Source organism: Streptomyces sp. DG1A-41 (assembly GCF_037055355.1).
Lineage (GTDB): Bacteria > Actinomycetota > Actinomycetes > Streptomycetales > Streptomycetaceae > Streptomyces.
Window position 1 is genome coordinate 8,846,682 of record NZ_CP146350.1, and the last position, 24,380, is coordinate 8,871,061.

Annotated in this window: 20 protein-coding genes and 3 pseudogenes; 17 read left to right on the forward strand and 6 right to left on the reverse strand. The window is 70.6% G+C overall.

From position 1 onward, the window contains the following. Nucleotides 1-137: 137 nt before the first annotated feature. The 9 genes and pseudogenes from V8690_RS40915 to V8690_RS40955 all read left to right on the forward strand — a co-directional run bounded on the left by V8690_RS40915 (nucleotide 138) and on the right by V8690_RS40955 (nucleotide 7,942). Nucleotides 138-1,352, forward strand: coding sequence for a nucleotide disphospho-sugar-binding domain-containing protein (locus tag V8690_RS40915; protein WP_338785068.1), 1,215 nt, complete (start codon nucleotides 138-140; stop codon nucleotides 1,350-1,352). Between the two features lie 719 nt (nucleotides 1,353-2,071). After that, nucleotides 2,072-2,645: pseudogene (locus V8690_RS40920) on the forward strand (ATP-binding cassette domain-containing protein); the annotation flags it as partial. A 127-nt stretch (nucleotides 2,646-2,772) separates the two neighbouring features. Beyond that, nucleotides 2,773-2,910, forward strand: coding sequence for a hypothetical protein (locus V8690_RS40925; RefSeq protein ID WP_338785069.1), 138 nt, complete (start codon nucleotides 2,773-2,775; stop codon nucleotides 2,908-2,910). A 296-nt stretch (nucleotides 2,911-3,206) separates the two neighbouring features. Next, nucleotides 3,207-3,755 (forward strand): GNAT family N-acetyltransferase, encoded by a 549-nt coding sequence (locus V8690_RS40930; protein ID WP_338785070.1) that lies wholly within the window; start codon nucleotides 3,207-3,209, stop codon nucleotides 3,753-3,755. A gap of 38 nt (nucleotides 3,756-3,793) precedes the next feature. Beyond that, a pseudogene (locus V8690_RS40935) lies at nucleotides 3,794-3,992 on the forward strand (XRE family transcriptional regulator); the annotation flags it as partial. Between the two features lie 236 nt (nucleotides 3,993-4,228). Continuing rightward, on the forward strand, nucleotides 4,229-5,068 hold the full coding sequence (locus V8690_RS40940) for a UbiA family prenyltransferase (protein WP_338785071.1): 840 nt from the start codon (nucleotides 4,229-4,231) through the stop codon (nucleotides 5,066-5,068). Nucleotides 5,069-5,227: 159 nt separating this feature from the next. Further along, the gene (locus V8690_RS40945; protein ID WP_338785072.1) at nucleotides 5,228-6,316 is read left to right on the forward strand and encodes a 3-oxoacyl-[acyl-carrier-protein] synthase III C-terminal domain-containing protein; all 1,089 of its coding nucleotides are present in this window, start codon (nucleotides 5,228-5,230) and stop codon (nucleotides 6,314-6,316) included. After that, nucleotides 6,313-6,831 (forward strand): isoprenylcysteine carboxylmethyltransferase family protein, encoded by a 519-nt coding sequence (locus tag V8690_RS40950; RefSeq protein ID WP_338785073.1) that lies wholly within the window; start codon nucleotides 6,313-6,315, stop codon nucleotides 6,829-6,831. The genes V8690_RS40945 and V8690_RS40950 overlap by 4 nt, the downstream gene beginning before the upstream one ends. A gap of 10 nt (nucleotides 6,832-6,841) precedes the next feature. Further along, a complete protein-coding gene (locus tag V8690_RS40955) occupies nucleotides 6,842-7,942 on the forward strand; it encodes an NAD(P)/FAD-dependent oxidoreductase (RefSeq protein ID WP_338785074.1) in 1,101 nt (366 codons plus the stop codon). A 29-nt stretch (nucleotides 7,943-7,971) separates the two neighbouring features. Here the strand turns inward: V8690_RS40955 and V8690_RS40960 are convergent, their stop codons facing one another. After that, on the reverse strand, nucleotides 7,972-8,265 hold the full coding sequence (locus tag V8690_RS40960) for a hypothetical protein (protein WP_338785075.1): 294 nt from the start codon (nucleotides 8,263-8,265) through the stop codon (nucleotides 7,972-7,974). Nucleotides 8,266-9,140: 875 nt separating this feature from the next. Here V8690_RS40960 and V8690_RS40965 point away from each other — a divergent pair. Together V8690_RS40965 and V8690_RS40970 are read left to right on the forward strand one after the other, a co-directional pair. After that, nucleotides 9,141-9,272 (forward strand): annotated as a pseudogene (locus tag V8690_RS40965) (IS701 family transposase); the annotation flags it as partial. A gap of 224 nt (nucleotides 9,273-9,496) precedes the next feature. Continuing rightward, nucleotides 9,497-10,030, forward strand: coding sequence for a GNAT family N-acetyltransferase (locus V8690_RS40970; RefSeq protein WP_338785650.1), 534 nt, complete (start codon nucleotides 9,497-9,499; stop codon nucleotides 10,028-10,030). A 206-nt stretch (nucleotides 10,031-10,236) separates the two neighbouring features. On the opposite strand, the gene V8690_RS40975 is transcribed toward V8690_RS40970, so the two are convergent. Then, complete coding sequence (locus tag V8690_RS40975) at nucleotides 10,237-10,659, reverse strand: DUF350 domain-containing protein (RefSeq protein ID WP_338785076.1); 423 nt, start codon at nucleotides 10,657-10,659, stop codon at nucleotides 10,237-10,239. Nucleotides 10,660-11,348: 689 nt separating this feature from the next. On the opposite strand from V8690_RS40975, the gene V8690_RS40980 reads away from it, so the two are divergent. Continuing rightward, nucleotides 11,349-11,651, forward strand: a complete 303-nt coding sequence (locus V8690_RS40980) for a hypothetical protein (protein WP_338785077.1) — start codon at nucleotides 11,349-11,351, stop codon at nucleotides 11,649-11,651. A gap of 670 nt (nucleotides 11,652-12,321) precedes the next feature. Then, the gene (locus tag V8690_RS40985; protein WP_338785078.1) at nucleotides 12,322-12,762 is read left to right on the forward strand and encodes a VOC family protein; all 441 of its coding nucleotides are present in this window, start codon (nucleotides 12,322-12,324) and stop codon (nucleotides 12,760-12,762) included. 33 nt (nucleotides 12,763-12,795) lie between these two features. On the opposite strand, the gene V8690_RS40990 is transcribed toward V8690_RS40985, so the two are convergent. Both V8690_RS40990 and V8690_RS40995 read right to left on the reverse strand, forming a co-directional pair. Next, nucleotides 12,796-13,269, reverse strand: a complete 474-nt coding sequence (locus V8690_RS40990; protein WP_338785079.1) for an aminotransferase class V-fold PLP-dependent enzyme — start codon at nucleotides 13,267-13,269, stop codon at nucleotides 12,796-12,798. Further along, a complete protein-coding gene (locus V8690_RS40995; RefSeq protein WP_338785080.1) occupies nucleotides 13,266-13,943 on the reverse strand; it encodes a metalloregulator ArsR/SmtB family transcription factor in 678 nt (225 codons plus the stop codon). Before V8690_RS40995 ends, V8690_RS40990 begins: the two co-directional genes overlap by 4 nt. Nucleotides 13,944-14,031: 88 nt before the next feature. Between V8690_RS40995 and V8690_RS41000 the strand changes: the two genes are divergently transcribed. Together V8690_RS41000 and V8690_RS41005 are read left to right on the forward strand one after the other, a co-directional pair. Next, nucleotides 14,032-15,390, forward strand: a complete 1,359-nt coding sequence (locus V8690_RS41000) for an MBL fold metallo-hydrolase (RefSeq protein ID WP_338785081.1) — start codon at nucleotides 14,032-14,034, stop codon at nucleotides 15,388-15,390. Beyond that, nucleotides 15,387-16,634: an MFS transporter gene (locus V8690_RS41005; RefSeq protein WP_338785082.1), complete on the forward strand. Its 1,248-nt coding sequence runs from the start codon at nucleotides 15,387-15,389 to the stop codon at nucleotides 16,632-16,634. The genes V8690_RS41000 and V8690_RS41005 overlap by 4 nt, the downstream gene beginning before the upstream one ends. A 105-nt stretch (nucleotides 16,635-16,739) precedes the next feature. On the opposite strand, the gene V8690_RS41010 is transcribed toward V8690_RS41005, so the two are convergent. Then, the gene (locus V8690_RS41010; protein ID WP_338785083.1) at nucleotides 16,740-18,245 is read right to left on the reverse strand and encodes a SulP family inorganic anion transporter; all 1,506 of its coding nucleotides are present in this window, start codon (nucleotides 18,243-18,245) and stop codon (nucleotides 16,740-16,742) included. A 411-nt stretch (nucleotides 18,246-18,656) separates the two neighbouring features. On the opposite strand from V8690_RS41010, the gene V8690_RS41015 reads away from it, so the two are divergent. Next, the gene (locus V8690_RS41015; RefSeq protein WP_338785084.1) at nucleotides 18,657-19,067 is read left to right on the forward strand and encodes a MerR family transcriptional regulator; all 411 of its coding nucleotides are present in this window, start codon (nucleotides 18,657-18,659) and stop codon (nucleotides 19,065-19,067) included. A gap of 1,254 nt (nucleotides 19,068-20,321) precedes the next feature. Beyond that, nucleotides 20,322-21,134: an alpha/beta hydrolase gene (locus tag V8690_RS41020; protein WP_338785651.1), complete on the forward strand. Its 813-nt coding sequence runs from the start codon at nucleotides 20,322-20,324 to the stop codon at nucleotides 21,132-21,134. Between the two features lie 755 nt (nucleotides 21,135-21,889). Here the strand turns inward: V8690_RS41020 and V8690_RS41025 are convergent. Next, nucleotides 21,890-24,244, reverse strand: coding sequence for an EAL domain-containing protein (locus V8690_RS41025; protein ID WP_338785085.1), 2,355 nt, complete (start codon nucleotides 24,242-24,244; stop codon nucleotides 21,890-21,892). Nucleotides 24,245-24,380: the final 136 nt, after the last annotated feature.

Genomic DNA, 24,380 nt, shown 5'->3' on the forward strand with positions numbered 1-24,380 from the left:
GGCGTTCGAACCCGGTGCGAAACTGTGAAGTCGCCGTCGCCGTATGGGAGTTGGCCTTGTCGCCTACGGGAAGACCGTCACGGCCCCTGACCATCCTCTTCGCACCGGAGAGCGCGTACGGGCCGACGAACAACTGCGTGGGAATCGGGGACGTCCTGCGCCGCCGGGGGCACGGTGTGGTGTTCGCCGCGGAGGCGTCCTGGAAGGGCCGCCTCGGGATGCTCGGCTTCGAGGAGGAGCTGATCGATCTGGCCCCGGCGCCCGAACAGCCCCAGGACGCGGGTCAGTTCTGGAAAGACTTCATACGCGACACCGCGCCCGAGTTCCGGAAGCCGACCATCGAGCAGCTGGGCACCTGGATCAAGCCGGTGTGGGAGGAGCTGGTCTCGGGCGCCCGGTACTGCGAGCCGCAGCTGAAGGAGATCATCGACCGGGTCCGGCCGGATGTGATCGTCGAGGACAACGTCGTCTGCTTCCCGGCGCTGACCACGGCGGGCGTTCCCTTCGTGCGGATCGTCTCCTGCAACCCGCTGGAGATGAAGGGCGAGCGCGTTCCGCCGCCGTTCTCCGGGTATCCGGCCGGGGACCGGAGCGGGTGGGACGAGTTCCGCGTCGCGTACGACCGGACCCACCGGGCCCTGTGGAGCGACTTCAGCACCTGGGTGACCGAGCAGGGCGCGCGTCCGCTGCCCGACCTGGAGTTCATCCACGAGGGCGATCTGAACCTGTACGTCTATCCCGAGTCGGCCGACTACACGGACGCCCGTCCGCTGGGCCCCACCTGGCACCGGCTGGACTCCTCGGTGCGCGAGACGGAGGAGAAGTCCGCGCTGCCACCCGGCCTGGTCGACGGTGGCGCGCTGATCTACTTCAGCCTCGGCTCGCTCGGCTCGGCCGATGTGGACCTCATGCGCCGGGTCATCGCCTCGCTCGCCCGCACCCCACACCGCTACATCGTCTCCAAAGGCCCGCTGCACGACGAGATCGAGCTCCCGCCGAACATGTGGGGTATGGAGTTCCTGCCGCAGACCCGGATCCTGCCTCTGGCCGACCTCGTCATCACGCACGGCGGCAACAACACGACCACCGAGGCACTCCACTTCGGCAAGCCCATGATCCTGCTGCCCCTGTTCTGGGACCAGCACGACAACGCCCAGCGCATGGCCGAACTGGGTTACGGCGTCCGGCTCGACCCCTACCGCTTCACCGACGCCCAACTCCACGGCGCGATCGACCGGTTGCTCGGCGACATGACCCTGCGGCGCACCCTCACCGAAGCCGGTGAGACGATTCGGGCGCGCGACGGGCTGCGTACGGCCGCGGACCTGATCGAGCGGGCCGCCACGGCCTGATCCCACCGGCCCGCGGACGCACGGTTTTGGTCCAGATGCACTTGCCGTTGGCGGGGGAGCGGGTGCCTTCGCTGCCGCGCCGGTCGGGATTCCGTCGCGCCCATCCGCCGGCAGCCCGGGTGCGGCTGTGGGAGGGCGTGGGGGGAACGAGCCACTGCCAGAGCCAGCCTCTTCTGGCACGAGTGGCCAAAAGCGGCTGATGAGCACCTCTTCGGTCCCTCTCGCTGCCGCAAACGTCCCAGACGGCTGGTCGTGCCCGAGACTTACCCTGTCGGAGAGCCGCGCGGCCGAGTTCCCCGGTCCGCATGCGCGACTCCTTCGGCTACGGGCCCGGGGCGGCGTTCCCTCGGGGCCGGTGCTCGCTGGATTCATCAGGACCGGCCCTGCGTGCGATGTCGCGCAGTGACACGTCGACGCCTTGCCCGGTGACGGTCGTGCCCTCTACTGCGGCTGTTCGAGGCGGTTGATCGTGGCCTGTAGTTCGGTGATGTCGGCCGTGGCACCGAACCCGGACCAGCCCCACGCCCTGGCCTTGCCGGGAGAGAGGGTTTTCCAACTGCTGGACGACGCACTCAAGACGCGCGCCGATCGGCCCTCCACGTGACCGAAGAACGCTCTGGCGCCGCCGAGGCTCGGTCGATAGCACCACCGTCACCGCTCCTCCTCCGACCGGGTCTCGACTCACTCTTGCCGAGGTGACCAAGCGCTATGGCGACCGCATGGTGCTGGACCGTGTGTCCTGCTCTGTCCGGCCGGGCGAGAAGGCCGGGGTCGTGGGGGACAACGGCTCCGGGAAGTCCACGCTTCTGCGGCTGCTCGCGGGGCAGGAGCGGGCCGACAACGGCCACCTGACCGTCACAGCGCCGGGCGGCACAGGTCACCTTGGCCAGACCTCGATCTGCCTGATCCGGCGCGTGTGGGCGACGCCGTGGACCATGTGCTACGTGAACTGCGCGCTCCGGAACGCCGCATCCACGCCGCGGAAGCGGAATTGGGCACGGCAGGCCCCGCCGGGTTCGACGACTACGCCGCTGCGCTGGCCGAGTTCGAGGCGCGGGGCGGGTACGGAGCGGATCGACGTGTCGAAGTGATGCTGGGCAGGCTCGGCGAGCACGCGCCACTGGACCGCACACGTCGGCTCGGCACCCTCTCCGGAGGGCAGCGCTCCCCGCTCGCACTCGCCGCGACCCTGGCCTCCGCTCCCGAACTGCTGCTGCTCGACGAGCCGACCTACGATCCGGACGACGGGCCGTGACCTGGCTCGAAGGCCGCCTGCGCCGCCACAGGGGCACGGGCGCGTGCGGGAGCTGTCCGTCGGGCAGCGCCGCAAGCTCGAACTGGCCCGGCTCGTGACGGCCGGCCCCTGGATCTGCTGCTCGACGAGCCGACGAACCACCTGGCCCCCGCCTTGCTGGAGGAGATGGAGGCAGCACTGGGCGACTACACCGGCACGCTGGCCGTGGTGACGCACGACCGGCTCCTGCGCGAACGCTTCAACGGCCTCCGCCTCGAACTCCCCCTGGCCACCGGCGAGGCACACTGGAGTGGACGCCCTTGAGCCGCCTGGTCACCCGCGCCGCACGACTACCCAGTCCTCCCCCTCGGCTTCGACCCACCCTGCGGCACCAGCCGGTGCTCGCATCGCACCGCTGCCTGCGAGGCCGCGGGCTGCCCGGCCAATCGGCGTCGAGGGCCCTGCCGGAGACGGTGGCACTGCGCCGGACCGTGCAAGTGCTGGGGGCGCCACCGCTCGGCGCGGATGAATTTCGGACGTCTACGCGGCATTGCCCTTTCTGAACAGCAACATGTCGGCCCTTCGGATCACTCTCACGGGCGTGCGATAAGTTGCCCGCCATGACTGCGCTCGGACCCGTCGCCTGGCCACCTGCCCCGATACGGACCGAACGGCTCGTGCTCCGCGAGTCGGATGCCCGGGACCGTGCGGCGTTCATCGAGCTGTTCGCATCGCCGGAGGCGCGCGCGTACCTGGGTGGCCCTCGACCGCGTGATGAGCTCGAACGTGCGGTGCCTGAGGTGCCCGGGAGGCGCCCTGGCCTGTTCGTGGTCGATCTCGACGGAGTAATGATCGGCATGGTCACGCTCGAGCGGCGTGACGCGGAGCGTCCGGGACGCGTCCGTCCGGATGGCGGAGAGGCCGAGCTCGGCTACATGTTCCTGCCGGAGGCGTGGGGATGCGGATACGCTGCCGAGGCGTGCGCGGCGGCACTCGACTGGTTCACCGGCGCGCTTCCCGGCGAGCCGGTGGTGCTCTGCACCCAGAGCGCCAACGACCGCTCGATGCGCCTCGCGGCGAAGCTGGGGTTCACTGAGGTGGAGCGGTTCGAGGAGTTCGGCGCCGAGCAGTGGTTCGGCGTATGGTCCTCGGTCACGCCGTCCGGTTGAGCTAGGCGGTTGTTGTCACCGGCGACCCGATGCACGGGTATCGGCGAGGCGACCGCAAGCACGCCCGCGCCGACGTCGCCGCGAGGATCGACGATGCGGCCGGGGCCCGCCGACAGCCGCGGGTGCGCAAGCGCCGACTGCGGCAGGCGGGCCGCCACGGGCGGGATCACGGTGGAGTCAAGGGCCCGGTTCGGCTACGCCGCGCCGGTCGGCACGACCGCTGGCGGACGGATCCGAGGGCGTGTCCTTCCGGACACGCCTATTCCACCGGATGCCGGACCACCCCGTGTGAGCAGGCGGGCAACGTGGGACCGATGCTGCATGCGCAACATGATCACCGCTGACGACGGGCCGTGGTCCTGGACGACCGGAAACGGAGCGGAAGGCAGCAGCACAGGCGCCGTGCTGCACCCACGCACGGTGTCCCGCGCCCTCGGTGAGGCGATCCGTCGGGCGCCGGACGCGGTGGGGCGATGCCCGTGACCGCCGGCACGGCCCCGGCGTGCCCCGGACCGCCGCATGCGCTCGCGCTGCTCGCCGCCGCCCACGGCGGGCCCGCTCTGGCCGTCACCGCCATCACGGGCCTGCTGACGCTCCGCGGCGGTCTGCACCCGCTGGACGCTGCCGCCGTCACCGCGGCGGTGTTCGCCGGCCAGCTCACGATCGGCTGGGGCAACGACCTGCTCGACCTCTCCCGCGATCGCGCCGTGGGCCGCACCGACAAGCCGTTGGCCGTCGGTTCCCTCCCGGCCCGCTGGGTGGCACGCGCCCTCGTCATGGCCGCTCTCGCCTCCCTCGTGCTGTCCTCGATCGCCGGCTGGCGCAGCGCACTGGTCAACGTCGTCCTCGCCACCGGCGCCGGCCACGCCTACAACTTCGGGCTCAAGGCGACCCCCTGGTCATGGGTGCCGTACGCGTGCGGCTTCGGAATGCTGCCCTCGGTGATCACCCTCGCCGCCTCGCCCCCTCACTGGGCGCCCTGGTGGATGACCGCGGCCGGCGCCACGCTCGGCGTCGGAGCGCATCTGCTCAACGTGCTGCCCGACCTTGCCGACGACGAAGCCACCGGTGTCCGCGGTCTGCCGCACCGGATCGGCGAACGCCCCTCGCGTGTCCTGGCCGCCGTGCTGCTCACCGCCGCCTCGGTGCTCGCCGTGACAGGTCCCGCCGGATTCCCGCCGGTGTGGGCGTGGACGGCCCTGGCGCTGGTCACCGTCCTCGCGGTGCTCACCTGGTTCGGCCACGGGCGCGCTCCCTTCCGTGCCGCGGCGACCGTCGCCCTGCTCGACGTCGTGCTGCTGATGGCCGCCTGATGGCACCGGCAGACATCGCTCCGGCCAGCGCCGGCCCGCCTCGCGCCACGACCGTCCCGGCACTCCCGCCCCGACCTTTGCGCTCACCGTCACGGCTGAGGCGGCGCTCGGCCTCGGCCGGGTGTCCCTCGCGCCCACCGCCCCATCCCAGGAGCCAGCATGACCATGCGCGTCCTCAGCGTTCGCGGCACCCTGCCCGAGCACTGCCACCGGCAGGAGGAGATCACCGAGTCCTTCACCACCACCCTGGTCGGGAACACGGTCGATCGCGGCGTCGTCGAGCGGCTCCACCGCAACGTGTGCGTCGAGACCCGGCACACCGTGCTGCCGCTGGAGGAGTACGGCCGGATCGAGGACTTCGGCCAGTCGAACGACGTCTTCATCCGGGCCGGCGTCGAACTCGGCGGCCGCGCGGTCGTCGACGCGCTCAAGAGCGTCGGACTCACACCGGCCGACGTCGACTACATCGTCTCCTGCACGGTCACCGGCCTGGCCGTGCCCTCCCTGGAGGCCCGGGTCGCGGCGGAGATCGGGCTGCGCCCCGACGTGGTGCGCCTGCCCCTCGTCGGCCTCGGCTGCGTCGCCGGCGCGGTCGGCATCGCCCGCCTGAACGACCTGCTGCGCGGCCGTCCCGACGCTGTCGCGGTGCTGATGTCGGTCGAGTTGTGCTCGCTCACGCTCCAACGCGACGACACTTCGGTCGCCAACGCCGTGGCGAGCGGCCTGTTCGGCGACGGTGCCGCTGCCGTGGTCGCCGTTGGCCGCGAGCACCCCCTCGCGCGGACCGACGACCCCGCCACCCCCGAAGTACTCGCCTCGCGCAGCCGCCTCTACCCCGACTCCGAACGCATGATGGGCTGGGACGTCGGCTCCGGCGGGTTCCGAGTCGTCCTCGACTCCGCGGTTCCCGACCTGGTGCGCCGGTACGTCGGCGACGACGTCCGCGGCTTCCTCGCCGAGCACGGGCTGACCAGCCGCGACCTCGACTGGTACGTCGCGCACCCCGGCGGCCCCAAGGTCCTCGAGGCATTGCAGGACGCCCTCGGCGTCGAGCGGGACGCGCTGGGCGTGACCTGGGACTCGCTGCGCCGGATCGGCAACCTGTCCTCCGCCTCGGTACTGCATGTCCTGGCGGACACGCTCGCCGACCGCCCGCCCCCGCCCGGCTCCTACGGGCTCATGCTCGCCATGGGCCCGGGCTTCTGCTCCGAACTCGTACTCCTTCGCGCCCCGGGTGGTGGACGGTGAGCAGCGAGGCATGGTTCACCGTCCTGGTGCTGGCCGTCGGCCTGGAGCGGGTCGCGGAGCTGGCCGTCTCCCATCGCAACGCCGCCTGGAGTCTGGCGCGGGGCGGCGTGGAGTCCGGGCGGGGGCACTATCCGTTCATGGTGGTGCTGCACACCGGCCTGCTCGTCGGCGCGCTCGTCGAGGTGTGGGTGCGCCGGCCGGACGTCGTACCGGTGCCGGCCTGGTCGATGCTCGCCCTCGTCGTGTTCGCGCAGGGGCTGCGCTGGTGGTGCATCGCCACGCTGGGCCGGCAGTGGAACACCCGGGTGATCGTCGTACCCGGCGCCGCGCGAGTGACCGGCGGACCCTACCGCTGGATCACGCACCCGAACTACGTCGCCGTCGTCGTCGAGGGGCTCGCGCTTCCCCTCGTGCAGTCGGCCTGGATCACGGCGGCCGTCTTCACCGCGCTCAACGGGCTCCTGCTCGCCACCCGCGTCCGCGCCGAGGACGCTGCCCTGACACGGCTGGCCTGAGGAGGCACGCATGGATCTGCTGGTCGTCGGCGGGGGGCCCGCGGGCCTGGCCACGGCCTTGCACGCGGTCCGCGCGGGGCTCGACGTCACCGTCTGGGAGCAGCGTGCCGGCATCGTCGACAAGGCGTGCGGCGAGGGCCTGATGCCGGGCGCCGTCGCCGCGTTGGCCGCGCTGGGGGTGCACCCGCCGGGGCGCTCTCTGCGAGGAATCCGCTACGTCGCCGGGCCCCGCCGGGTCGACGCCTGCTTCAGAGCGGGCACGGGGCGCGGAGTGCGTCGTACGACGCTGCACGCGCTGCTGCGGGAGGCGGTGCTGGTAGCAGGTGCAAGCGTCGAGCAGCGCACCGCGCGGCACGTCGAGCAGGACCAGGACGGGGTGGTGGTCGACGGCACCCGCGCCGGCCACCTCGTAGCGGCCGACGGCCTGCACTCGCCCATCCGCCGCGCCCTCGGGCTGAACCGGCCGCGCCGGTCCCCTCCGCGGCACGGGCTGCGGCGCCACTACGCGCTCGCCCCCTGGAGCGACCACGTCGAGGTGCACTGGGCCCGCGAAGCGGAGGCCTACGTGACGCCGGTGGCCGACGACCTCGTGGGCGTCGCGGTGCTCACCACCACACGCCGATCGTTCGACGACCACCTCGCCGCCTTCCCCGAGTTGCGGGAGCGGCTGGCCGGGGCCCGCGGCGCGGGACAGGTACGGGGGGCGGGCCCGTTGCGCCAAGCCGCGAGCGCGCGCACAGCCGGCCGGGTACTGCTCGTGGGCGACGCCGCCGGTTATGTCGACGCGCTCACCGGTGAGGGCATCGCGCTGGCGCTCGCCCAGGCGCCCGCCGCGGTGCGGGCCATCACGAGTGGTGACCTGGCGGCCTACGAGCGCGAGTGGCGGCGGCTCACCCGGCGCTACCGCTGGCTGACGCACGCGCTTCTCGGCGCGACGCGGACGCTCCCGGCCCGCGCAGCGCTCGTGCCCGTCGCACAAAGGCTGCCGTGGCTGTTCTCCGCGACCGTCGCCATGCTGGCGCGCCCAGCGGGCGAGCGGGCCACGTCCGCCGGACGAGGGGATGTTCCGGATGTGACGCTGCCGGCACGCACCGACGCCGCCCGCGAATGACCCACAGCGGTGCGGTACGGCACCTCGGCTCACCTCACCGAGGATGGCACCGTAAAGCGTCGTGAACCCTCACCGACCACCACCCGGACCTGGTACATCTCGGCCAACGGCGTCCCCCACCAGAGCACCGCACCGCGAGCGGTGCTGATGCGGGAGGAATCGCCCTGCCGCCAGGCGTACGACCAGACGCCCCGCAACCCGCAAAGCGCGTGCTGATCATCGGCGCCGGAAACGGCGAGCAACTGCGCCTGGAGAGCTACCTGTTCACCCGGCAGGCCTGCGAGGCCGCGCGACCACCTGACGCCGAACGGCGCGTTCGCCATGTACAACTACTACCGCGAGAGCTGGCTGGTCGACCGCTTCGCAGGGAGCCTCGACGACGTCTACGGCCACGCCCCCTGCATGACGACGTTCAAGAGGAACGCGGCCGTGCTGGTGGCCGGGACGACGCCCGCCGACCAGTCCCGCGCGAAGACCTGGCAGCCCAGCGGCGCGGTCCCGGCGGCCGCGAGCGACGACCACCCCTTCCCGTACCTGCTGCACCGAAGCATCCGCACGCTCTACCTGGGCGCCCTGGGCGCGATCCTGCTGGTGACGCTGCTGTCGGTGTGCCTGAGCGGGGTCCGCATCCGCAGCACCCTCCGCTACACCGACATGTTCCTGCTGGGTGCGGCCTTCATACTGCTCGAAACGAAGAACGTGCTCGGCTTCGCCCTCTACTTCGGTACGACCTGGCTGGTCAACGCCCTCGTCTTCTTCGGAGTCCTGGTCGCCGTCCTCGCGGCGGTAAAGGTCCGGCGCAGACTGCGGAAGGTCGACCGAACGATGCTGCAACTGCTGCTCTTCGGCTCCCTCGCGGTGGTCTGGCTCGTCCCCGCGAGCGCGGTGCTGTCCCTGCCCTTCGCCGCCCGGCTCGCCGCCGCCATCGCCCTGGCCTTCACTCCCATCTTCTGCGCCGACCTCATCTTCTCGGACCGCCTCGCCCTCGCCCCGGACCCGACCGCCGCGTGGGGCGCGAACCTGCTGGGCGCGATGGCCGGGGGCGTGACCGAGTACCTCGCCCTGGTGACGGGCTATCAGGCACTGCTCCTGGTCGTCGCCACCCTGTGCCTCGGGGCGTTCGCCGCCATGCGCTTCGCGGGGCGGAAGCCGGCGGTGACCCGACGAGGAGCGGGCCCCGGAGGTCACGAGCTGGGCGCTCGGGCTGCTGGCGAACCTACCGCGCATGAACCGCCGGACGATCGCCGAGCACATCGGGGACGCCACCCCGGACAGGCTCCAGCACCTGCTCGGCCGGGCCCGGTGGGACGCCGGCCCCGTGCGGGACGACGACTCGCCGAAGTGGGGACCCTCGGAGAACCGGCGCTCTGCCCCCCGGGGCCGCCAGGACAGCGCACAGGCGGCCCGGGGCGCCTCCCCAGGGCCGGCGGTGTGAGGGGGCCTCGGCCCCGGCTGGGCTTCGCGTTGCGCTCGCGGGATCACTCCGACCCCACTGACCACCGGGATGCGGTTCCCCGGTTCGCGCTCCCACCGCCGCATCGGCAGGATGGGACCATGACCGAGATCCGCACACCCCGTCTCGTCCTGCGCCGATGGCTCGACGACGACCTCGTCCCCCTGTCCGAGATCCAGGCCGATCCGGTGGTGATGCAGAGCGTCGGCGACGGCAGGCCGCGCTCTCCGGAACAGACTGCCCAGGACATCGAGGCGTGGGAAGAGGAGTGGGACGAGGAAGGATTCGGGATGTTCGCGGTCGAGCTCCTGGGATCCGGTGAGTTGGCGGGCGCCGTCGGCCTGTCCGTGGCCGACACGCCGGCCGAGGTCGCCGGCCAGGTGGTGATCAGCTGGCGACTCGGGCGAGTGTTCTGGGGGCAGGGGTACGCCTCCGAAGCGGCGCACGCCGCCCTGGAGTTCGCGCTGCAGGACCGCGGACTCGACCGCGTGGCCGCCGTATGCCGTACGGGCGACAGGGCCTCCGCGAACGTACTCGACAAACTTGGCATGCAGGCGGAAGGCACCACACAGCACCCGGTCCACGGCCACGACCTCGTCGTCCATGGCATCGACCTGACGCAGTACCAGGAGTAACAGCGGCTCGCCTGGCTTGCGTCGAGGCGGTTCGGCGATGGTCTCGAGGGGGGAGCCCTGCATCTGTTTCAGGGCCACACGCAGGCCCTTCGTCCAGACTCTGGGGCTGCTGCGAAAGGAGGAGGATGCCGATCGTGAGGACGAACGTGGAGCATGAACCCTCCACGGCGTTTGTGGTGGTGGGCCATCCTCTCAGGGACAGCGATTCAGGCGATGGAGGCCGAAACGATGGCGGACACCGCGAGGTTGCAGGACGCCGTCACCCAGACCGCAGGGTGAGGCTCTGTCTCGACCAGCGTCGCACCCAGGCGCCCCGGCGTGATCAGGTCCACCACCAGGAACGCCACGGCCATCATCACCAGCCCCAGCAGCCCGAACGCCGCGGTCGAGACCAGTCCCTTGCCGAAGTCCTCGTACGTCGTCCAGATGGACGTGAACACGATGCCACCGATACCGAGCAGTGCGGAGCTGAGCACCATGGCGGCGTTGCGATTGCGCTGTTCCCAGATCTGTCGGCCGAGCTTCCCGGGCGTCAGCACGTCGACCAGGACGATGCCGAGGACCAACAGGACCAGTCCCAGGCCGCCGTATGCAGTGGCCCGCCCGAGGCCGTTGACGATGTCGCTCATGGGGTTGCCGACTCCGAGTCGTAGAGATCGTGAGTGATCGCGGTTGAAGAGAGGCAAAATGTAGCGCACACGTTCCGCAGAGCATCAACTCCCCACCGTGCACGAGTTCGTTGGACGGTGATCGCAGCAGGCCCCGCCGAAGCCGCTGTGGGCGGGGCATCCGTGTCGGTGTCAGGAGCTGGTGCACCGGCCACTGCGCTGATCGGACGGGGGGCAGTTCAGCGACCGACCCGGGTGGGGCGGGTGTGATGCTGGTCGTCCTCCGTGCCGCTGTCGACGAGGTGGTCACGAGCCGGCCGGGTAGGACCCCGGCCTCTCCTCAAGCAGGAAAACGAACATGGAGCAGTCGCACCGGCACCTCGGAGTCCACATCGGGCTCAGCGGACATCAAGTGGATCCGCTGCCCCGTGGTCGACAGCGAGGCTGCCGGCCTGGACGTCGTCACGAGCGTTGCCGGCCAGTTCGACGGGGCTTCGCCCACCAGCTTCTGCGGGACTGTCTCGTGCTCCTGGACTCACCCTGTCCAGCCAGGACATCGAGACCCTGTGGCTGGCGGGGACGCTCCGGGAATTCGACCTGGAGCGTCTCGGGATCGACGGCCGGGTGTGGTTGCGCCGGATCGCGGACATCTGCACCGACAGGATCCGGTGCGACGACCCCTTCTTCATCCCCGCCGTTTCATGCCGGTGGTGGACGAAGCGGTGAAGGAGGCGGTCGCCGCCGAGGTCAGATCGGTCGGTCCTGCCCTGGAGCAGACCACGGCCCACCACGCCTACAGCCCGCTCGACGGTGTCGTCCCGGCCCTGCAACGGGCGGTGGACATCGATCCGGGCCTGGGGTTCCGGCTGCTGCTGCGGGCTCTGAAGGGGTACTTCGTGCCGATCAGCCAGGCCCGTTACGAGCGCTACCTCGAGTTCGGGGACGAGCTCGGCCTCGGTGAGGACGTCGTCGACGACCGGGATTTCACCCTCTCGCCGGATCTGTTGGACTGATGGCCCGCAGAGGGGGGCCAAGACCGCTGATGCGCCCGCTTCGGGACCTGACCTCAGCGAGCCACCCCGGCAACGCACGAGCCCAAGACGCCTTGGGCCAACCCGCGTTGTCGGTGGCGGCTGGAAGGCCGGTGCGTATGGACAGCGACGATGAGCAGCTGCTGCGCGGCGGCGACGTGGTTTGGCTGGACGGTGATGTACCGGAGCTTGCTTCCTGTAGCTCTTCGAGCGCTGATCTGCATTCCGGTCCGCGGATGCTCGGGTCCGCCGGGCGTTCGGCGCGGTCTCCGGCTCGCGTCGGTGCCGCGCGGCGCCGGGCGGTGGGGCCGGGACGGGTGTGGTCAGGGGGTGAGCGGCATGGGGAGCTTCGCCCGTCAAGGGTGGTCCGATGCGGTGAATCATTGGGGGGCGCAGCGCTCAGGCGCGCTGCGAGTCGCCGAGGGAGCATAGAAGGGGGGCGTGCTGTGGCTGATCGTCTGTATGGGAGCGGCTACCGCGACGTAGTCACTCTCGGTGGTGGTGCCTGGCTGGCGGGTTTGCTGTGGCGGTGCTGAGCGTGATCCGAGGTTTTCGGGGTTCGGTGGTCGGAGGATGTCGAGAAGGTGGCGCAGGCTCAGTCCCAGGGGCAGCAGCGGTCACCACCGGCCGTGAGGAAGAAGGAGGAGCCGGGATGGCGATTTTGCGGATGGACAACGTCGGCATCGTCGTGGAGGACATGGATGCCGCGGTCGCGTTCTTCGTGGAGCTCGGTATGGAGCTGGAGGGCAGGGCGGAGGTCGAGGGCCTGGTAGCCGATCAGTGCACTGGGCTCGACGGTGTCCGTTGTGACATCGCGATGGTCCGGACTCCGGATGGTCACAGCCGGCTCGAGCTGGCGAAGTACCGCAGTCCCGCGGTGATCAGTGCCGGGCCGCGCAACCGGCCGCACAACGTTGTGGGCACGCATCGCGTCATGTTCGCCGTTGACGACATCGAGGACACCGTTGCCCGTCTGCGCCTTCACGGTGCCGAACTGGTCGGCGAGATTGCCCGGTTCGAGGACAGTTATCTGCTCTGCTACGTCCGTGGCCCGGAGGGCATCATCGTCGGGCTGGCCGAGCAACTGGGCTGAGGAGGCAGGACGGCGCCCCGATCCACGTGACCCTCAGCCTGTCCGCCCTGGCCAGCGCCGACGACCCCGGCTACGGCTTCGTGGCTGGGACGCGCATTGTGACCGGGATGGCCCGGCAAGCCGGCCATGCCGTCTCACGCAGGGATCGGCCGCCCCAGCGGCCTGCGCCAGCGCAGGCCGGGGGTGAACCGCAGTTGGACCTCGTGCTTCTTTGCCCGGCGGCAGATGCCGCCGCGCCAGCAGGTCGGCCTCAGATCCGGAGGCGGTGAACACGATCTCCTCGGCGCGGGCCCCGATCAGGGCGGCGATCCACGCGCGAGCCGCGGCCAGCGCCTGGCGGGGCTCGGCGCTGTACGGGTGGCTGCTGGAGGGGGCGCCGAAGAAGTCCGTCAAGTGCGGCAGCATCGACTCGGCCACCCGAGGATCCACCGGGGGCGTGGCGTTGTGGTCCAGGTAGACCGGCCCGCCAGCAAACCCCGGATGCGCGGGCACGCCGCTGCCGGTCATGCCAGGTCCGCGGCGTCGACGGGCAAGTCGGCCAGGCGCCACTCCAGCATCCCGTCGTTCAGGCGGATCGCCCGCCGTCCACGGTCGGTCAGCAGCCGCACCGCGTCGTAGGCGAGCACGCAATACTCACCGCGGCAGTACACGACGATCTCTGTCTCCTCAGGCAACTCGTCGATCCGGTCGGCCAGTTCCCCGACCGGGATCGACACCGCGCCCGGGATGTGCCCAGCCCGGTACTCCTCCACTGGCCGTACGTCCAGCACCACCACATCCCCGGCCGCCTCGCGGGCGCGCAACTCTTCGTGGGTGACCTCCGCCGCGCCGTCGTCACCGAGGTAGGCGTCCCGCGCCGCGGGTACGGCCACCTGGTGGCGCTCGGCGACCTTGCGCAGCAGCGCGAACAACTGGGCGACGTCGTCGCCCGCGAGCCGGTAGTGGATGCGCACGCCCTCTCGGCGGGTGGCGACGAACCCGGCCTGCTTGAGCGTCTGCAGATGCGCCGAGGCCGTCGTCAGGTTCAGCCCCGCCGCTCTGGCCAGCGCGTCCACCGTCCGCTCGCCCTGGGCCAGCAGGTCGAGCAGTTCCAGGCGCTTTCCGCTGGCCAGTGCCTTGCCGCTGGCCGCGAACGCGTCGTACAGCTGCGCTTTGGTACCGGTCGTGGTGTTTCCCGTCATGACATCCTCCAAAAATCCATGGAATATTGTAGGAGATAGGAAGGGGCGTGACCACACGCCCTCTCGCATCCGAACCTGGGAGGACCCGATGGGCTTCGCCGACGACCACCTGATACCGCTGGTCGACGCCGGGCTGGGCAACAGCGCCTACCTCATCGACCTCGGTGACGGCCGCGCGCTGGCGGTGGACGCGAGCCGCGACCTGCGCGCTTTGCGGGAGGTTGCCGAACGGCGCGGGCTGACCGTGGCCTTCGCCGCCGACACCCACCTGCACGCCGACTTCCTCACCGGCGCCCTCCAGCTCGCCGCCGACGACGGCGCCACCGTGCTCGCCCCGGCAGCCGGACATCGTGCCTTCCCGCACTCCTCGCTCGCCGACGGGGACGAGACCGACCTGGGTGGGCTGACCCTGCGCGCGCTGGCCACGCCCGGCCACACCGATGAGCACTTGTCCTTCCTGCTCCTGGACGGCGCTCGGGAGCTGGGAGTCTTCACAGGTGGGTCGCTGATCGTCGGCTCCGCTGCCCGCACCGACCTCCTCGGCGCTGCGCGTGCCGAGGAACTTGCCCGCGCCCAGTACCGCTCACTGCGGCGGCTGGCCGAACTCCCGGATGCGGCCGCGGTGTGGCCCACGCACGGCGCCGGCTCCTACTGCTCCGCTCCGCCAGGCGCCGAGCGCACCACGACCATCGGCGCCCAGAAACAGGCCAACGCCCTGCTCGCCGCGCCGGACGAGGACACGTTCGTCCGCGACCTGCTCAGCAGCCTCGGCTCCTACCCCGCCTACTTCAACCGCCTCGCCGAGACCAACCGGCGCGGCCCTTCGATTCTCGACGCCGCCCCCTCGCTCCCCACGCTGTCCGCAACCGCCGTACGCGAACTGATCGGCCAAGGCGCGCAGATCGTCGACGTACGACCGCTGCCGGACTTCGCCGCGGGCCACATCCCCGGCGCCGTCTCGATCCCGCTGCGCGACCAGTTCGCCACCTGGCTCGGCTGGCTCCTGCCCGACGACATCCCGCTCGTCTTCGTGACCGCACCCGGTCAGGACCTCGCCGAACTCACCTGGCAGGCCCTGAAGATCGGATACGAGCGGCTGGCCGGCCACCTGACCTTGGACGCCTGGACGATTGACGACGGGGAGCAGGAGACCGTCGAACTGCTCACCGCCGACCGTGTCGGCGATCGCCCCGTCCTCGACGTCCGCCAGCAGGCCGAGCGCGGCGCCGGGCACATCCCCGACTCGATCGGCATCGAACTCGGCGAACTGGCCGCCCACGCCGACGAAGCCCCGTCGGGTGCCGTGGTGCACTGCGGGCACGGCGAACGCGCGATGACCGCCGCCAGCCTCCTGCAACGCGCAGGCCGCCACCGCCTCGCCGTCCTCACCGGCGGACCGGACGACTGGGCCAAGGCCACCGGACACGCGCTGCAGGGTGGCGCGTGACGACCACGACCGCCCACGGCGGCATCCGCCTCGGACTGCGCGCCAACCTCGCTCAGTTCAGCCTGCTCGTCCTCGTCAACGCCCTGGTCGGCGGCATGCTCGGCCAGGAACGCACCGTCCTGCCCCTGCTCGCCGACGAGGTCTTCCACCTCTCCGCCCACACCACCGCCCTCACCTACATCCTGGCCTTCGGCGCCACCAAGGCGATCACCAACTTCTTCGCGGGCACCTGGTCGGACCGCTACGGCCGCAAGCCGGTCCTCACCGCCGGATGGCTGATCGCCCTGCCCGTGCCCGCGATGCTCGCCTGGGGCCCGTCCTGGGGCTGGATCATCGCCGCCAATGTTCTGCTCGGCGTCAACCAGGGCCTGACCTGGTCCACCACCGTCATCATGAAGATCGACCTGGTCGGCCCTCAGCGCCGCGGACTGGCCATGGGCTTCAACGAAGCAGCCGGCTACGGCGCGGTCGCGGTCACCGCGATGGCCACCGGCGCCATCGCCGAACACGCCGGACTACGCCCCGAGCCCTTCCTGCTCGGCGCCGCCTACCTCGTCCTCGCCCTGGCCCTGTCAACTCTCGCCGTCCGCGAGACCCGCGACCACGCCCGCGCCGAAGCAGCTCTCCACCCCGCCCAGACCACCACGGACATGTCCACGGCGCAGATCGCGCGCCACATCAGCTTCACCGACAAGGCGCTGTCCGCCGCCAGCCAGGCCGGCATGGTCAACAACCTCAACGACGCCCTCGCCTGGGGCATCTTCCCCCTACTCTTCGCGGCGCACGGCCTGTCCGTCGCCCAGATCGGCGTCCTCGCAGCCCTCTACCCGGCCGTCTGGGGCGCGGGCCAGATGCTCACCGGCTGGTGGTCCGACCGCATCGGCCGCAAGCACCTCATCACCGCGGGCATGCTGCTCCAGGCCGCCGCCATTGGCCTCGTCGCCGCCGCGACCACGTTCCCCGCCTGGGCGCTCGCCCAGGTCCTGCTCGGCATCGGCACCGCACTCGTCTACCCGACGCTGCTCGCCGTGATCGGCGATGTCGCCCATCCAGCCTGGCGCGCTCGCGCCGTCGGTGTCTACCGCCTGTGGCGCGACGGCGGCTTCGCCGTCGGCGCCCTGCTGGCCGGCATCCTCGCCGACGCCTACGGCATCACCACCGCGATCTGGGTCGTCGCCGCCCTCACCGCCACCTCCGGCCTGATCGTCGCGGTCCGCATGTACGAAACTCACGCACCCTCATGACGAGCTGATCTCGTACGCCCACGGTCCCGTCGGCGGCAGCGTCACAGCGAGGGCCGCCGTGGCCGCTGCTGGGTCGCGGCGGCCCTCGTGGGCGGTGACAGCCGGTCAGTGGCTGCCGGTGAGTTCGCCGCTGAGCTTTTCGTGGATGTGGGCGCTCGGCTTGTTCAGGCCGATGATCTCGACGCTCTTGCCGCGCTGGGCGTACTTGGTCTCGATCGCGTCGAGGGCGGCGACGGAGGATGCGTCCCAGATGTGGGCGGCGCTCAGATCGATGACGACCTTGTCGGGGTCGGTGGCGTAGTTGAACTGGCCGACGAGGTCGTTGGAGGAAGCGAAGAACAGTTCGCCGGTCACGGAGTAGACCACGCTGCTGCCGTCGGGGTCGGTGACCGCGGTGACGTTCGCGAGGTGGGCGACGCGCTTGGTGAAGATGACCATGGCGGTGACGGAGCCGGCGACGACGCCGATGGCGAGGTTGTCGGTGGCGACCACGCATGCGACGGTGATGACCATGACCGTGATCTCCCCGGCGGGCATCCGCTTGAGGGTCTTCGGGGCGATGGAATGCCAGTCGAAGGTCGCGAACGACACCATGACCATCACCGCGACGAGTGCGGCCATGGGGATGTCGGACACGACCGGCCCGAAGACGATGCACAGCACCATCAGGAAAGAGCCCGCCAGGAACGTGGACAGGCGGGTGCGGGCGCCGGACACCTTCACGTTGATCATCGTCTGGCCGATCATGGCGCAGCCGCCCATGCCGCCGAAGAAGCCGGTGATGATGTTGGCGATGCCCTGCCCGATCGACTCTCGCGTCTTGGAGGAGTGCGTGTCGGTGATGTCGTCGACCAGCTTGGCCGTCATCAGCGACTCCATCAGACCCACCAGCGCCATCGCGAGCGCGTACGGAGCGATGGTGGTCAGCGTGTCCATCGTGAACGGCACATCCGGCAGGCCGGGCACGGGGAGGGAGGAGGGCAGCTCGCCCTTGTCGCCCACGGTCGGCACCGCGATGCCGGCGGCGACCGTGATCACGGTGAGGATGACGATGGACACGAGCGGGGCCGGGATCACTGTGGTGACCTTCGGGAAGAACACCATGAGCGCCAGCCCGGCGGCGATGAGCGGGTAGACGGGCCAGGGTACGTCGTGCGTCTCGGGCACCTGGGCCATGAAGATCAGGATGGCGAGAGCGTTGACGAAGCCGACCATCACGCTGCGGGGCACGAACCGCATCAGCTTGGCGACACCGAGCGTGCCGAGGACGATCTGGAAGACGCCGGCCAGGATGACGGCGGCGACCAGGTAGCCCAGGCCGTGCTCGCGGTTCAGCGGAGCGATCACCAGGGCGATGGCGCCGGTCGCAGCCGAGATCATCGCGCGGCGACCGCCGACGATCGAGATGGTCACGGCCATGGTGAAGGACGCGAACAGGCCGATCGCCGGGTCGACCCCGGCGATGATGGAAAACGAGATCGCCTCGGGGATCAGCGCGAGCGCGACCACCAGACCGGCCAGGACCTCGGTGCGCCAGATCTTCGGGTCGGACAGCCAGTCAGGGCGCAGGCCGCGCAGCCGCGCAGCCGGGGACAGTGCGGACGTAGACAAGAAAAGTGCCTGTCGTGCTCGGGCACGCCCGGCATCACTCGGGCGTGCGGGAAGGCGCAGGAAGGCCGGGTCGGCCATCCGCGAAGCCCACGTACGGCGGGCTGAAGTCAGAAGGAAGCAGCGGCCGAGATGGAATCTGCGGGGCTGCTTGTGGGCGAAGGATCACGGCGGGCAAGGGGCGGCGCTGGGCGTCATGGGCATGCGCACGCTCTCTCCTGCAGGCATCGGTCTTCGCCGGGGGCATCGTCGGCCCCGACACGGCGTACGGTCACGGGAACGATCCATCCCGCACCATGGGAGCGGGGACGGCATGGAGCCGACCCCGACGATCACTTACTCTACCCTAACGTTACGGTAGAGATCGGCGTCGGCCGCCTGTGGCCTTGGCGACAGATGAGGAAGGGCCCCCGAGTGAGCAGCGAGCACATGCAGATCGGTGAGGTTGCCGCACGGACCGAGCTGTCGCTGCGGACCATCCGGCACTACGAGGAGACCGGTCTGGTCATCCCCTCCGCTCGCTCCCAGGGCGGCTTCCGCCTCTACACCGAGGCCGATGTCGCCCGTCTGATGGTCATCCGCCGCATGAAGCCGCTCGGTTTCACCCTGGACGAGATGCGCGATCTGCTGGAGGTCACCGACCGTCTCGACTCCGGCGAGGAGCTGACGGCGGACGAGCGGGAGACCCTGCTGGAACGCGTCCGCGGATATGAGCAGGGCGCCGCCGAGCAGGTGGACAAGCTCCGTGCCCAGCTGGCGCGGGCCGAGGAATTTGCCGCCACGCTGCGCGAGCGCCTGGCACGGGACCGGGTAGCCGCGACGTAGAAGCCGTCCGGTCACCCGATACCCCGGCATCCGGACGACAGGGAGCCACCGTGAACAGGTTCTGCTGGATGGACCTAAAAACCCGCGACCAGCCCGGCACTGCGGCCTTCTTCTCGACGGCACTGGGCTGGCACTTCCCGGTGGAGAGGACGACTGACGCAAGGCCACCAAATTCGCCACCAACGGTTACCAGATCGGCAGCGTGAGCGACCTCGCGAATCCGGTCTACCTGCCGGGCAACGGCCCGGTCAGGCCACTCGTTGTCCTGGCCGACCGCGCGTACTCCTCCCGCGCCATCCGCAACCACCTGCGGCGCCGGGGATCCGCGCCAGACAAAACCAGCGGACCAGGCAGATGACCCCAGCGGGCCCCCGGCTCTCACCATCACACGCCTGGCCGCACATTTCATGGGGACCGTCATATCAGCTTCGCTGGAATGGTCCGGGGACCGCGTCCACTCCCGGGTGCCCTGCCACGGGTGGGCGACCCGGCCGCGTCATGCGTGCAGGGCAGACCTGTCACGGGGGGGGGAACCGGTCTGCACCTGCACGTTGGAGCCCGCTGCCCCCTCCACAGAGGGCGGGCTCCTCGACCCTCATGATCGGGTCATTGTCTACAGCGCGTTGCGGCGCCGATGTGTCACACGGGGAGCGCGGTGCCCGGCAGGCAGTCCTGCGCTGGAAGGCATGCGGTCGCCGCGTCGAGGCCCTCGTGGGCTTGGTCTTGATCTCGGCTGCCTTCTGGCCAGGCGCAGCAGGCGCCGTGCTGTTGTGGATGGCGGCGTCGGTCGGCCGGCGGAGGGTGCGCGTTCGGCGGGTGGGTTGAAGGAGCGGACCTGTGCGCCTCGGTGGCTGTAGCCGACGTCGAGGCCTGCTCGCGGGGCTGTCCCGCCGCGTGGTGTAGCGATAGGCGTCCGCCCGGCGTGCGGGTGTGTGGTGTTTCCCGGATGGGGGACGGCGTGGCTGGCTCGGCTGGCTGGTGTGGGGTGCGGCTTGGAGGATGAGGTGCGGGGCGCTGCCCTTGGCTTCGGTTCGGCTCGGGATGACTGTGGAGGGATTGGCGTGCTGTGTGCGGCTGGCAGGGCGGTCTCGGTGCTTGCCTGTTCCTGGTTCGGTCGGGGTCTGTGTCGTGAGTGATGCCCTGGTGCAGGCCGGCGCCCGAACACCGTCTGCACCGGACGTGCACGGCAGGCAGCTGTCCCCGGGAGTACGGCCGGTCAGGATCGATGCGGACGGCGTCACGCTGTCCGGTTTGATGAGTGAGCCCGCGGATGGTTGTGCGCGTGCGGTGATCGTTGCGCTGCACGGCGGGGGGATGAATGCCGGCTATTTCGATGGCCAGGCGCACCCGGATGTGTCCTTGCTGACGCTGGGTGCTCGCTTGGGTTATACGGTGCTGGCGCTGGACCGTCCCGGCTACGGTGCGTCAGCCACCCGTCTTCCCCGGGGGCAGAGACTGACCGCGCAGGCCGCGACCGTGCGGGCCGCAATAGCCGCGTTCACTGCCCGCCACGCACCCGGTGCCGGCACCTTACTGCTGGGACATTCCTTCGGGGCCAAGGTCGCCTTTGCCACCGCCGCTGACTGGGGCGGGCGGGAGTTGCTGGGGGTGGACGTCTCGGGGTGTGGCCGCAGGCTCGCGGTGAACCCCGGGCTCGTCGGCTGCGAGGCGGGTTTGGGACTGCGGCGGTTGAACTGGGGGCCGCTGGGCTCGTATCCAGTGGAGACATTCCAGGTGAGCCAGCCGGTGGTGGCGCCGATGCCTGCGCATGAGGTCGGCACGGTCGCGGGCTGGACGCGGCTGTCGGCTGTGATCCTGCCGCGCGTCCGTGTCCCCGTCCGGCTGACCTTCGCCGAGCATGAGGCCTGGTGGCGCCACGACGATGAGGCGATCGCGGATCTGACCGCGTGGCTGTCCGCCGCCCCGCGCATCGGAGTTGATCGCCTGCCTCACGCCGGCCACAACATCAGCCTCGGCTGGACCGCCCGCGCCTACCACCTCAAAGCCCTGGCATTCGCCGAAGAATGCGTCGTCCACGCACGCCTGACGTCACCTCGGGAATGCTGATCTCGGCATCCGAAGCACGACACCGGCCAGGGCCGGACGCGCCGGCCGACCGGTGCCGCTGAGGGGTGCGGTGCGCGCTGCCGTTTGGACACCGACACAGCGCACCAGAGGATGCCCGCGCGGCATGCGCAGTCGAGAGACGGTCCAGACCCGGGCGACAGTGCCGTAGCAGGCGGGATTTCACGCGGCCCGCGTAGCGGTTCTTGATCGGATGCGGGACGCTGCCCGGCGTCCAAGCCTGCCACCGAACCCCAGACGGAGAAGGGCGTGAACACGCATTGCTCGTGAGGATGGTGTGCGCTTCCCTCGTCGGCGCTGGTGGCGTGCCGGCGCTGCTGCGAGCGTTCAAGGCGTACTGGGTCCGGCCGGGCGACGGCGCCGCGGTGGGAGCCAGCGTCGGCGTGCCCGGCGCCCGCATCGTTCACGCCGAACCCCGGCCGTGCCTGGCAGCAGGCGCTAAAACAGGACCAGCTACGCGGTGGCGCGCCGTCGCGCTGCCCCGCCCCGGTCGCGCTCAACTGGCGGAGAGGCGGGATTCCGAGGCGGCGCTGTTCAGGTCCCTTGGTCTGCCTTCGCCCACCGGGTGACAAACCGTGTTCGTCGATGTGCTCAGTGAGTGGATCCGTCCAGGTCCTTCGGTTGCGGGCGAAGGGGGTGACTACCGGGCGTCTGCCGCGGCTGCGGCGGGGTTTCCGGCGGTGGACGGCGGCCAGGGGGCGAAGGCGCCTTGTGTGTGCGCGGGGTGGTGTCGGTGGTCATGGGTGTGGGCTGGTGGGTGTGAGGATTGCTTGGGTGGTGAGGTAGGCCTCCAGTGCTTTGGGGGCCAGGGGTGGGGAGTAGTAGAAGCCCTGGCCGTGGGGGCAGCCGAGTGAGTGCAGCCGCTGTGCTTGGTGGGGGGTTTCGATGCCCTCTGCGATCACGTCCAGGTCGAGTGCGTGTCCGACCTGGAGGATGGCCTGGATGAGGCTCGTGTCGACGTCGCCGCCCTCTCGCAGGACGAAGCTCTGGTCGATTTTGACGATGTCGGCCGGCAGGTCGCGCAGGTAGGCCAGGGAGGAGTATCCGGTGCCGAAGTCGTCGATGGAGATGCGTACGCCGAGGTCGCGCAGTGCACGGATGTGGGGGGATGTGGTCTCGGCGTCGGTGACAAGGGCGCTCTCGGTGATCTCCAGCACCAGGGAGGCCGGGTGGAACCCGGTCTCGTGCAGGATCTGCCGCACGGTGTCGGGGAACCGGTGATCCTTGAGCTGTCGGCCGGAGACGTTGACGGCCACGCTCAGCGCCTCGGCTTTCGGGACGGTGTCGTGCAAGTTCCGGCCGTGGCGGCAGGCTTCGCGCAGCACCCAGGCGCCGATGGGGCGAATCAGGCCTGTCTCCTCGGCGACGGGCACGAACACCTCGGGCGGGGTGGGGGATCGCCCGCCCCGCTCCCAGCGCAGCAGGGCCTCCACGCCGGTGACCTGTCCGGTGGGCAGGTGGATGACCGGCTGGTAGTGCACGGCGAGTTCGTTGCGGGGCAGTGCGTAGCGAAGGTCCTGGGCGATACGGGCCCGGCTCTGGCGTCCCAGGCTCATGGCGGGCTCAAAGAGCTCTGCGCGGTCGCGGCCGCGTTCTTTGGCCACGTACAGGGCGATGTCGGCGTTGCGGACTGCGTCGTGGAACGTGATCGGTTCGGTGATGGCGACGACGCCGATGCTGGCGGCGACGAAGACGCTGCGATGGCCAGAGAGTGCGAAGGGCTCCTTGAAGCGGTCCAGGAACCGCTGGGCGTACGTCTCGGCGGGGGTCTCTTTGAGGTCTTCGGCCAGGACCGCGAACTCGTCCCCGCCCATGCGGGCGACAGTGTCGCTGCGGCGGGCCGCGCCCAGGAGCCGGTGGCCGACGGTGACGAGCAGCTCGTCACCGGCCGGATGGCCGAGGCTGTCGTTGATGTCCTTGAAACCGTCGAGGTCGATCAGCAGCAGGACAGTGTTCCGGTGCGCCGCGGGGCGGCTGAGGGCGTGCTCCAGCCGCTCGAAGAACAGTGGCCGGTTGGCCAGACCCGTCAGTGCGTCGTGGAAGGCCTGGTGGGTGAGCTGCTCCTGCAGCGAGGTCTGCCGGCGCAAGGCGTCCTCGGCTATACGGGCCCGGGCGCTGGCCTGGTCGGCCTGGGCCTCGGCGAACCGTGCCAGGAGCATGATGCGCACGACCAGCAACACGGTCAAAGCGGCCACGATGCTCGCGATGGCCATGGTGTGCGCGGCTTGCCCGCGCACGCCGCCGACGTCTGCGATCAGCATGACGGGACCGAGGAGTGCGGGCAGGGTGAGGACGGTCATGCGGGCGCGGGACAGCCGCTCCCGGTGGCGTGGCACCAGCTGGGTGGTCCTGGCCATGGACGGGTGCAGGGCGCCCGCGCCGAGCAGCGGATAGGAGGCCATCCACAGGGCATAGGAGACATCGGCGCCGATCGGGGCGCCGGTCGCGGCCAGCGTGGAGTAGTACGGGGCGTCGGCGGCCAGCGTGGCCACCACCCACGCAGTGAACAGGCCGAGGGCCGGCAGGCGGAGTCCCGCGACGAGCACCAGCCTGGCGGCCATGCCCAGCAGCAGCAGATCGGCCAGCGGATAGGCCAGGGAGACCGTCAGCGGCAGCGCCGACAGATGACCGCGCAGGTAGGGCATGACGATGAACGCCCACGCCAGGGTGGACATCCCCAGGGTGATGATCCCCGCATCCAGCACGGCCCCCCAACGTCCGCCCCTGCCCCACGCCGCCATCAGGCTGACCAGGCCGGCGGCGAAGCACGGATAGGCCGCCAGATACAGCACGTCGGCCGGTGAGGGGAAGGGCACCAGCCTGCCCGCGAACAGGAAGGCGCCGAAGATGACGTCCGCCACCGTGAACAGCCCCATGCCCGCAGCGAACAGATACCAGGACCGGCTCGGGCGCGGCCGGTGCCACCGGACGCCGACCAGGATCGCCACCGTGGAGCAGGCCGCCAGCATGGGGGAGATCAGGTGACGTACGGGCGCGGTGACCACGACGTAAACGATGATCACCGCGGCGCCGGCGGCCAGAAACCACCACCAGGCGTTCCTGCGCAGCGCCTTGCTCTGCGCCTCCTGCATGACACCTCCGCGGACGTAAACCCGTGGTCCTGGCCGGGCCGGGGGCGGATGGCCCACAGGGGCTGCCTGTACGTCCACTCAAAGACGGCTCGGGAAAGATCGCAACCGCGCCTCTCGGCCGCGGCACCGGTCGTCC

Coding starts and splice junctions, on each gene's coding strand:
- V8690_RS40925 (WP_338785069.1), top strand. CDS start 2,773: ATGGAGGCAGCACTGGGCGACTACACCGGCACGCTGGCCGTGGTGACG.
- V8690_RS40930 (WP_338785070.1), top strand. CDS start 3,207: ATGACTGCGCTCGGACCCGTCGCCTGGCCACCTGCCCCGATACGGACC.
- V8690_RS40940 (WP_338785071.1), top strand. CDS start 4,229: ATGCCCGTGACCGCCGGCACGGCCCCGGCGTGCCCCGGACCGCCGCAT.
- V8690_RS40945 (WP_338785072.1), top strand. CDS start 5,228: ATGACCATGCGCGTCCTCAGCGTTCGCGGCACCCTGCCCGAGCACTGC.
- V8690_RS40955 (WP_338785074.1), top strand. CDS start 6,842: ATGGATCTGCTGGTCGTCGGCGGGGGGCCCGCGGGCCTGGCCACGGCC.
- V8690_RS40960 (WP_338785075.1), bottom strand. CDS start 8,265: ATGGCGAACGCGCCGTTCGGCGTCAGGTGGTCGCGCGGCCTCGCAGGC.
- V8690_RS40970 (WP_338785650.1), top strand. CDS start 9,497: ATGACCGAGATCCGCACACCCCGTCTCGTCCTGCGCCGATGGCTCGAC.
- V8690_RS40975 (WP_338785076.1), bottom strand. CDS start 10,659: ATGAGCGACATCGTCAACGGCCTCGGGCGGGCCACTGCATACGGCGGC.
- V8690_RS40985 (WP_338785078.1), top strand. CDS start 12,322: ATGGCGATTTTGCGGATGGACAACGTCGGCATCGTCGTGGAGGACATG.
- V8690_RS40990 (WP_338785079.1), bottom strand. CDS start 13,269: ATGACCGGCAGCGGCGTGCCCGCGCATCCGGGGTTTGCTGGCGGGCCG.
- V8690_RS40995 (WP_338785080.1), bottom strand. CDS start 13,943: ATGACGGGAAACACCACGACCGGTACCAAAGCGCAGCTGTACGACGCG.
- V8690_RS41000 (WP_338785081.1), top strand. CDS start 14,032: ATGGGCTTCGCCGACGACCACCTGATACCGCTGGTCGACGCCGGGCTG.
- V8690_RS41020 (WP_338785651.1), top strand. CDS start 20,322: ATGAGTGAGCCCGCGGATGGTTGTGCGCGTGCGGTGATCGTTGCGCTG.
- V8690_RS41025 (WP_338785085.1), bottom strand. CDS start 24,244: ATGCAGGAGGCGCAGAGCAAGGCGCTGCGCAGGAACGCCTGGTGGTGG.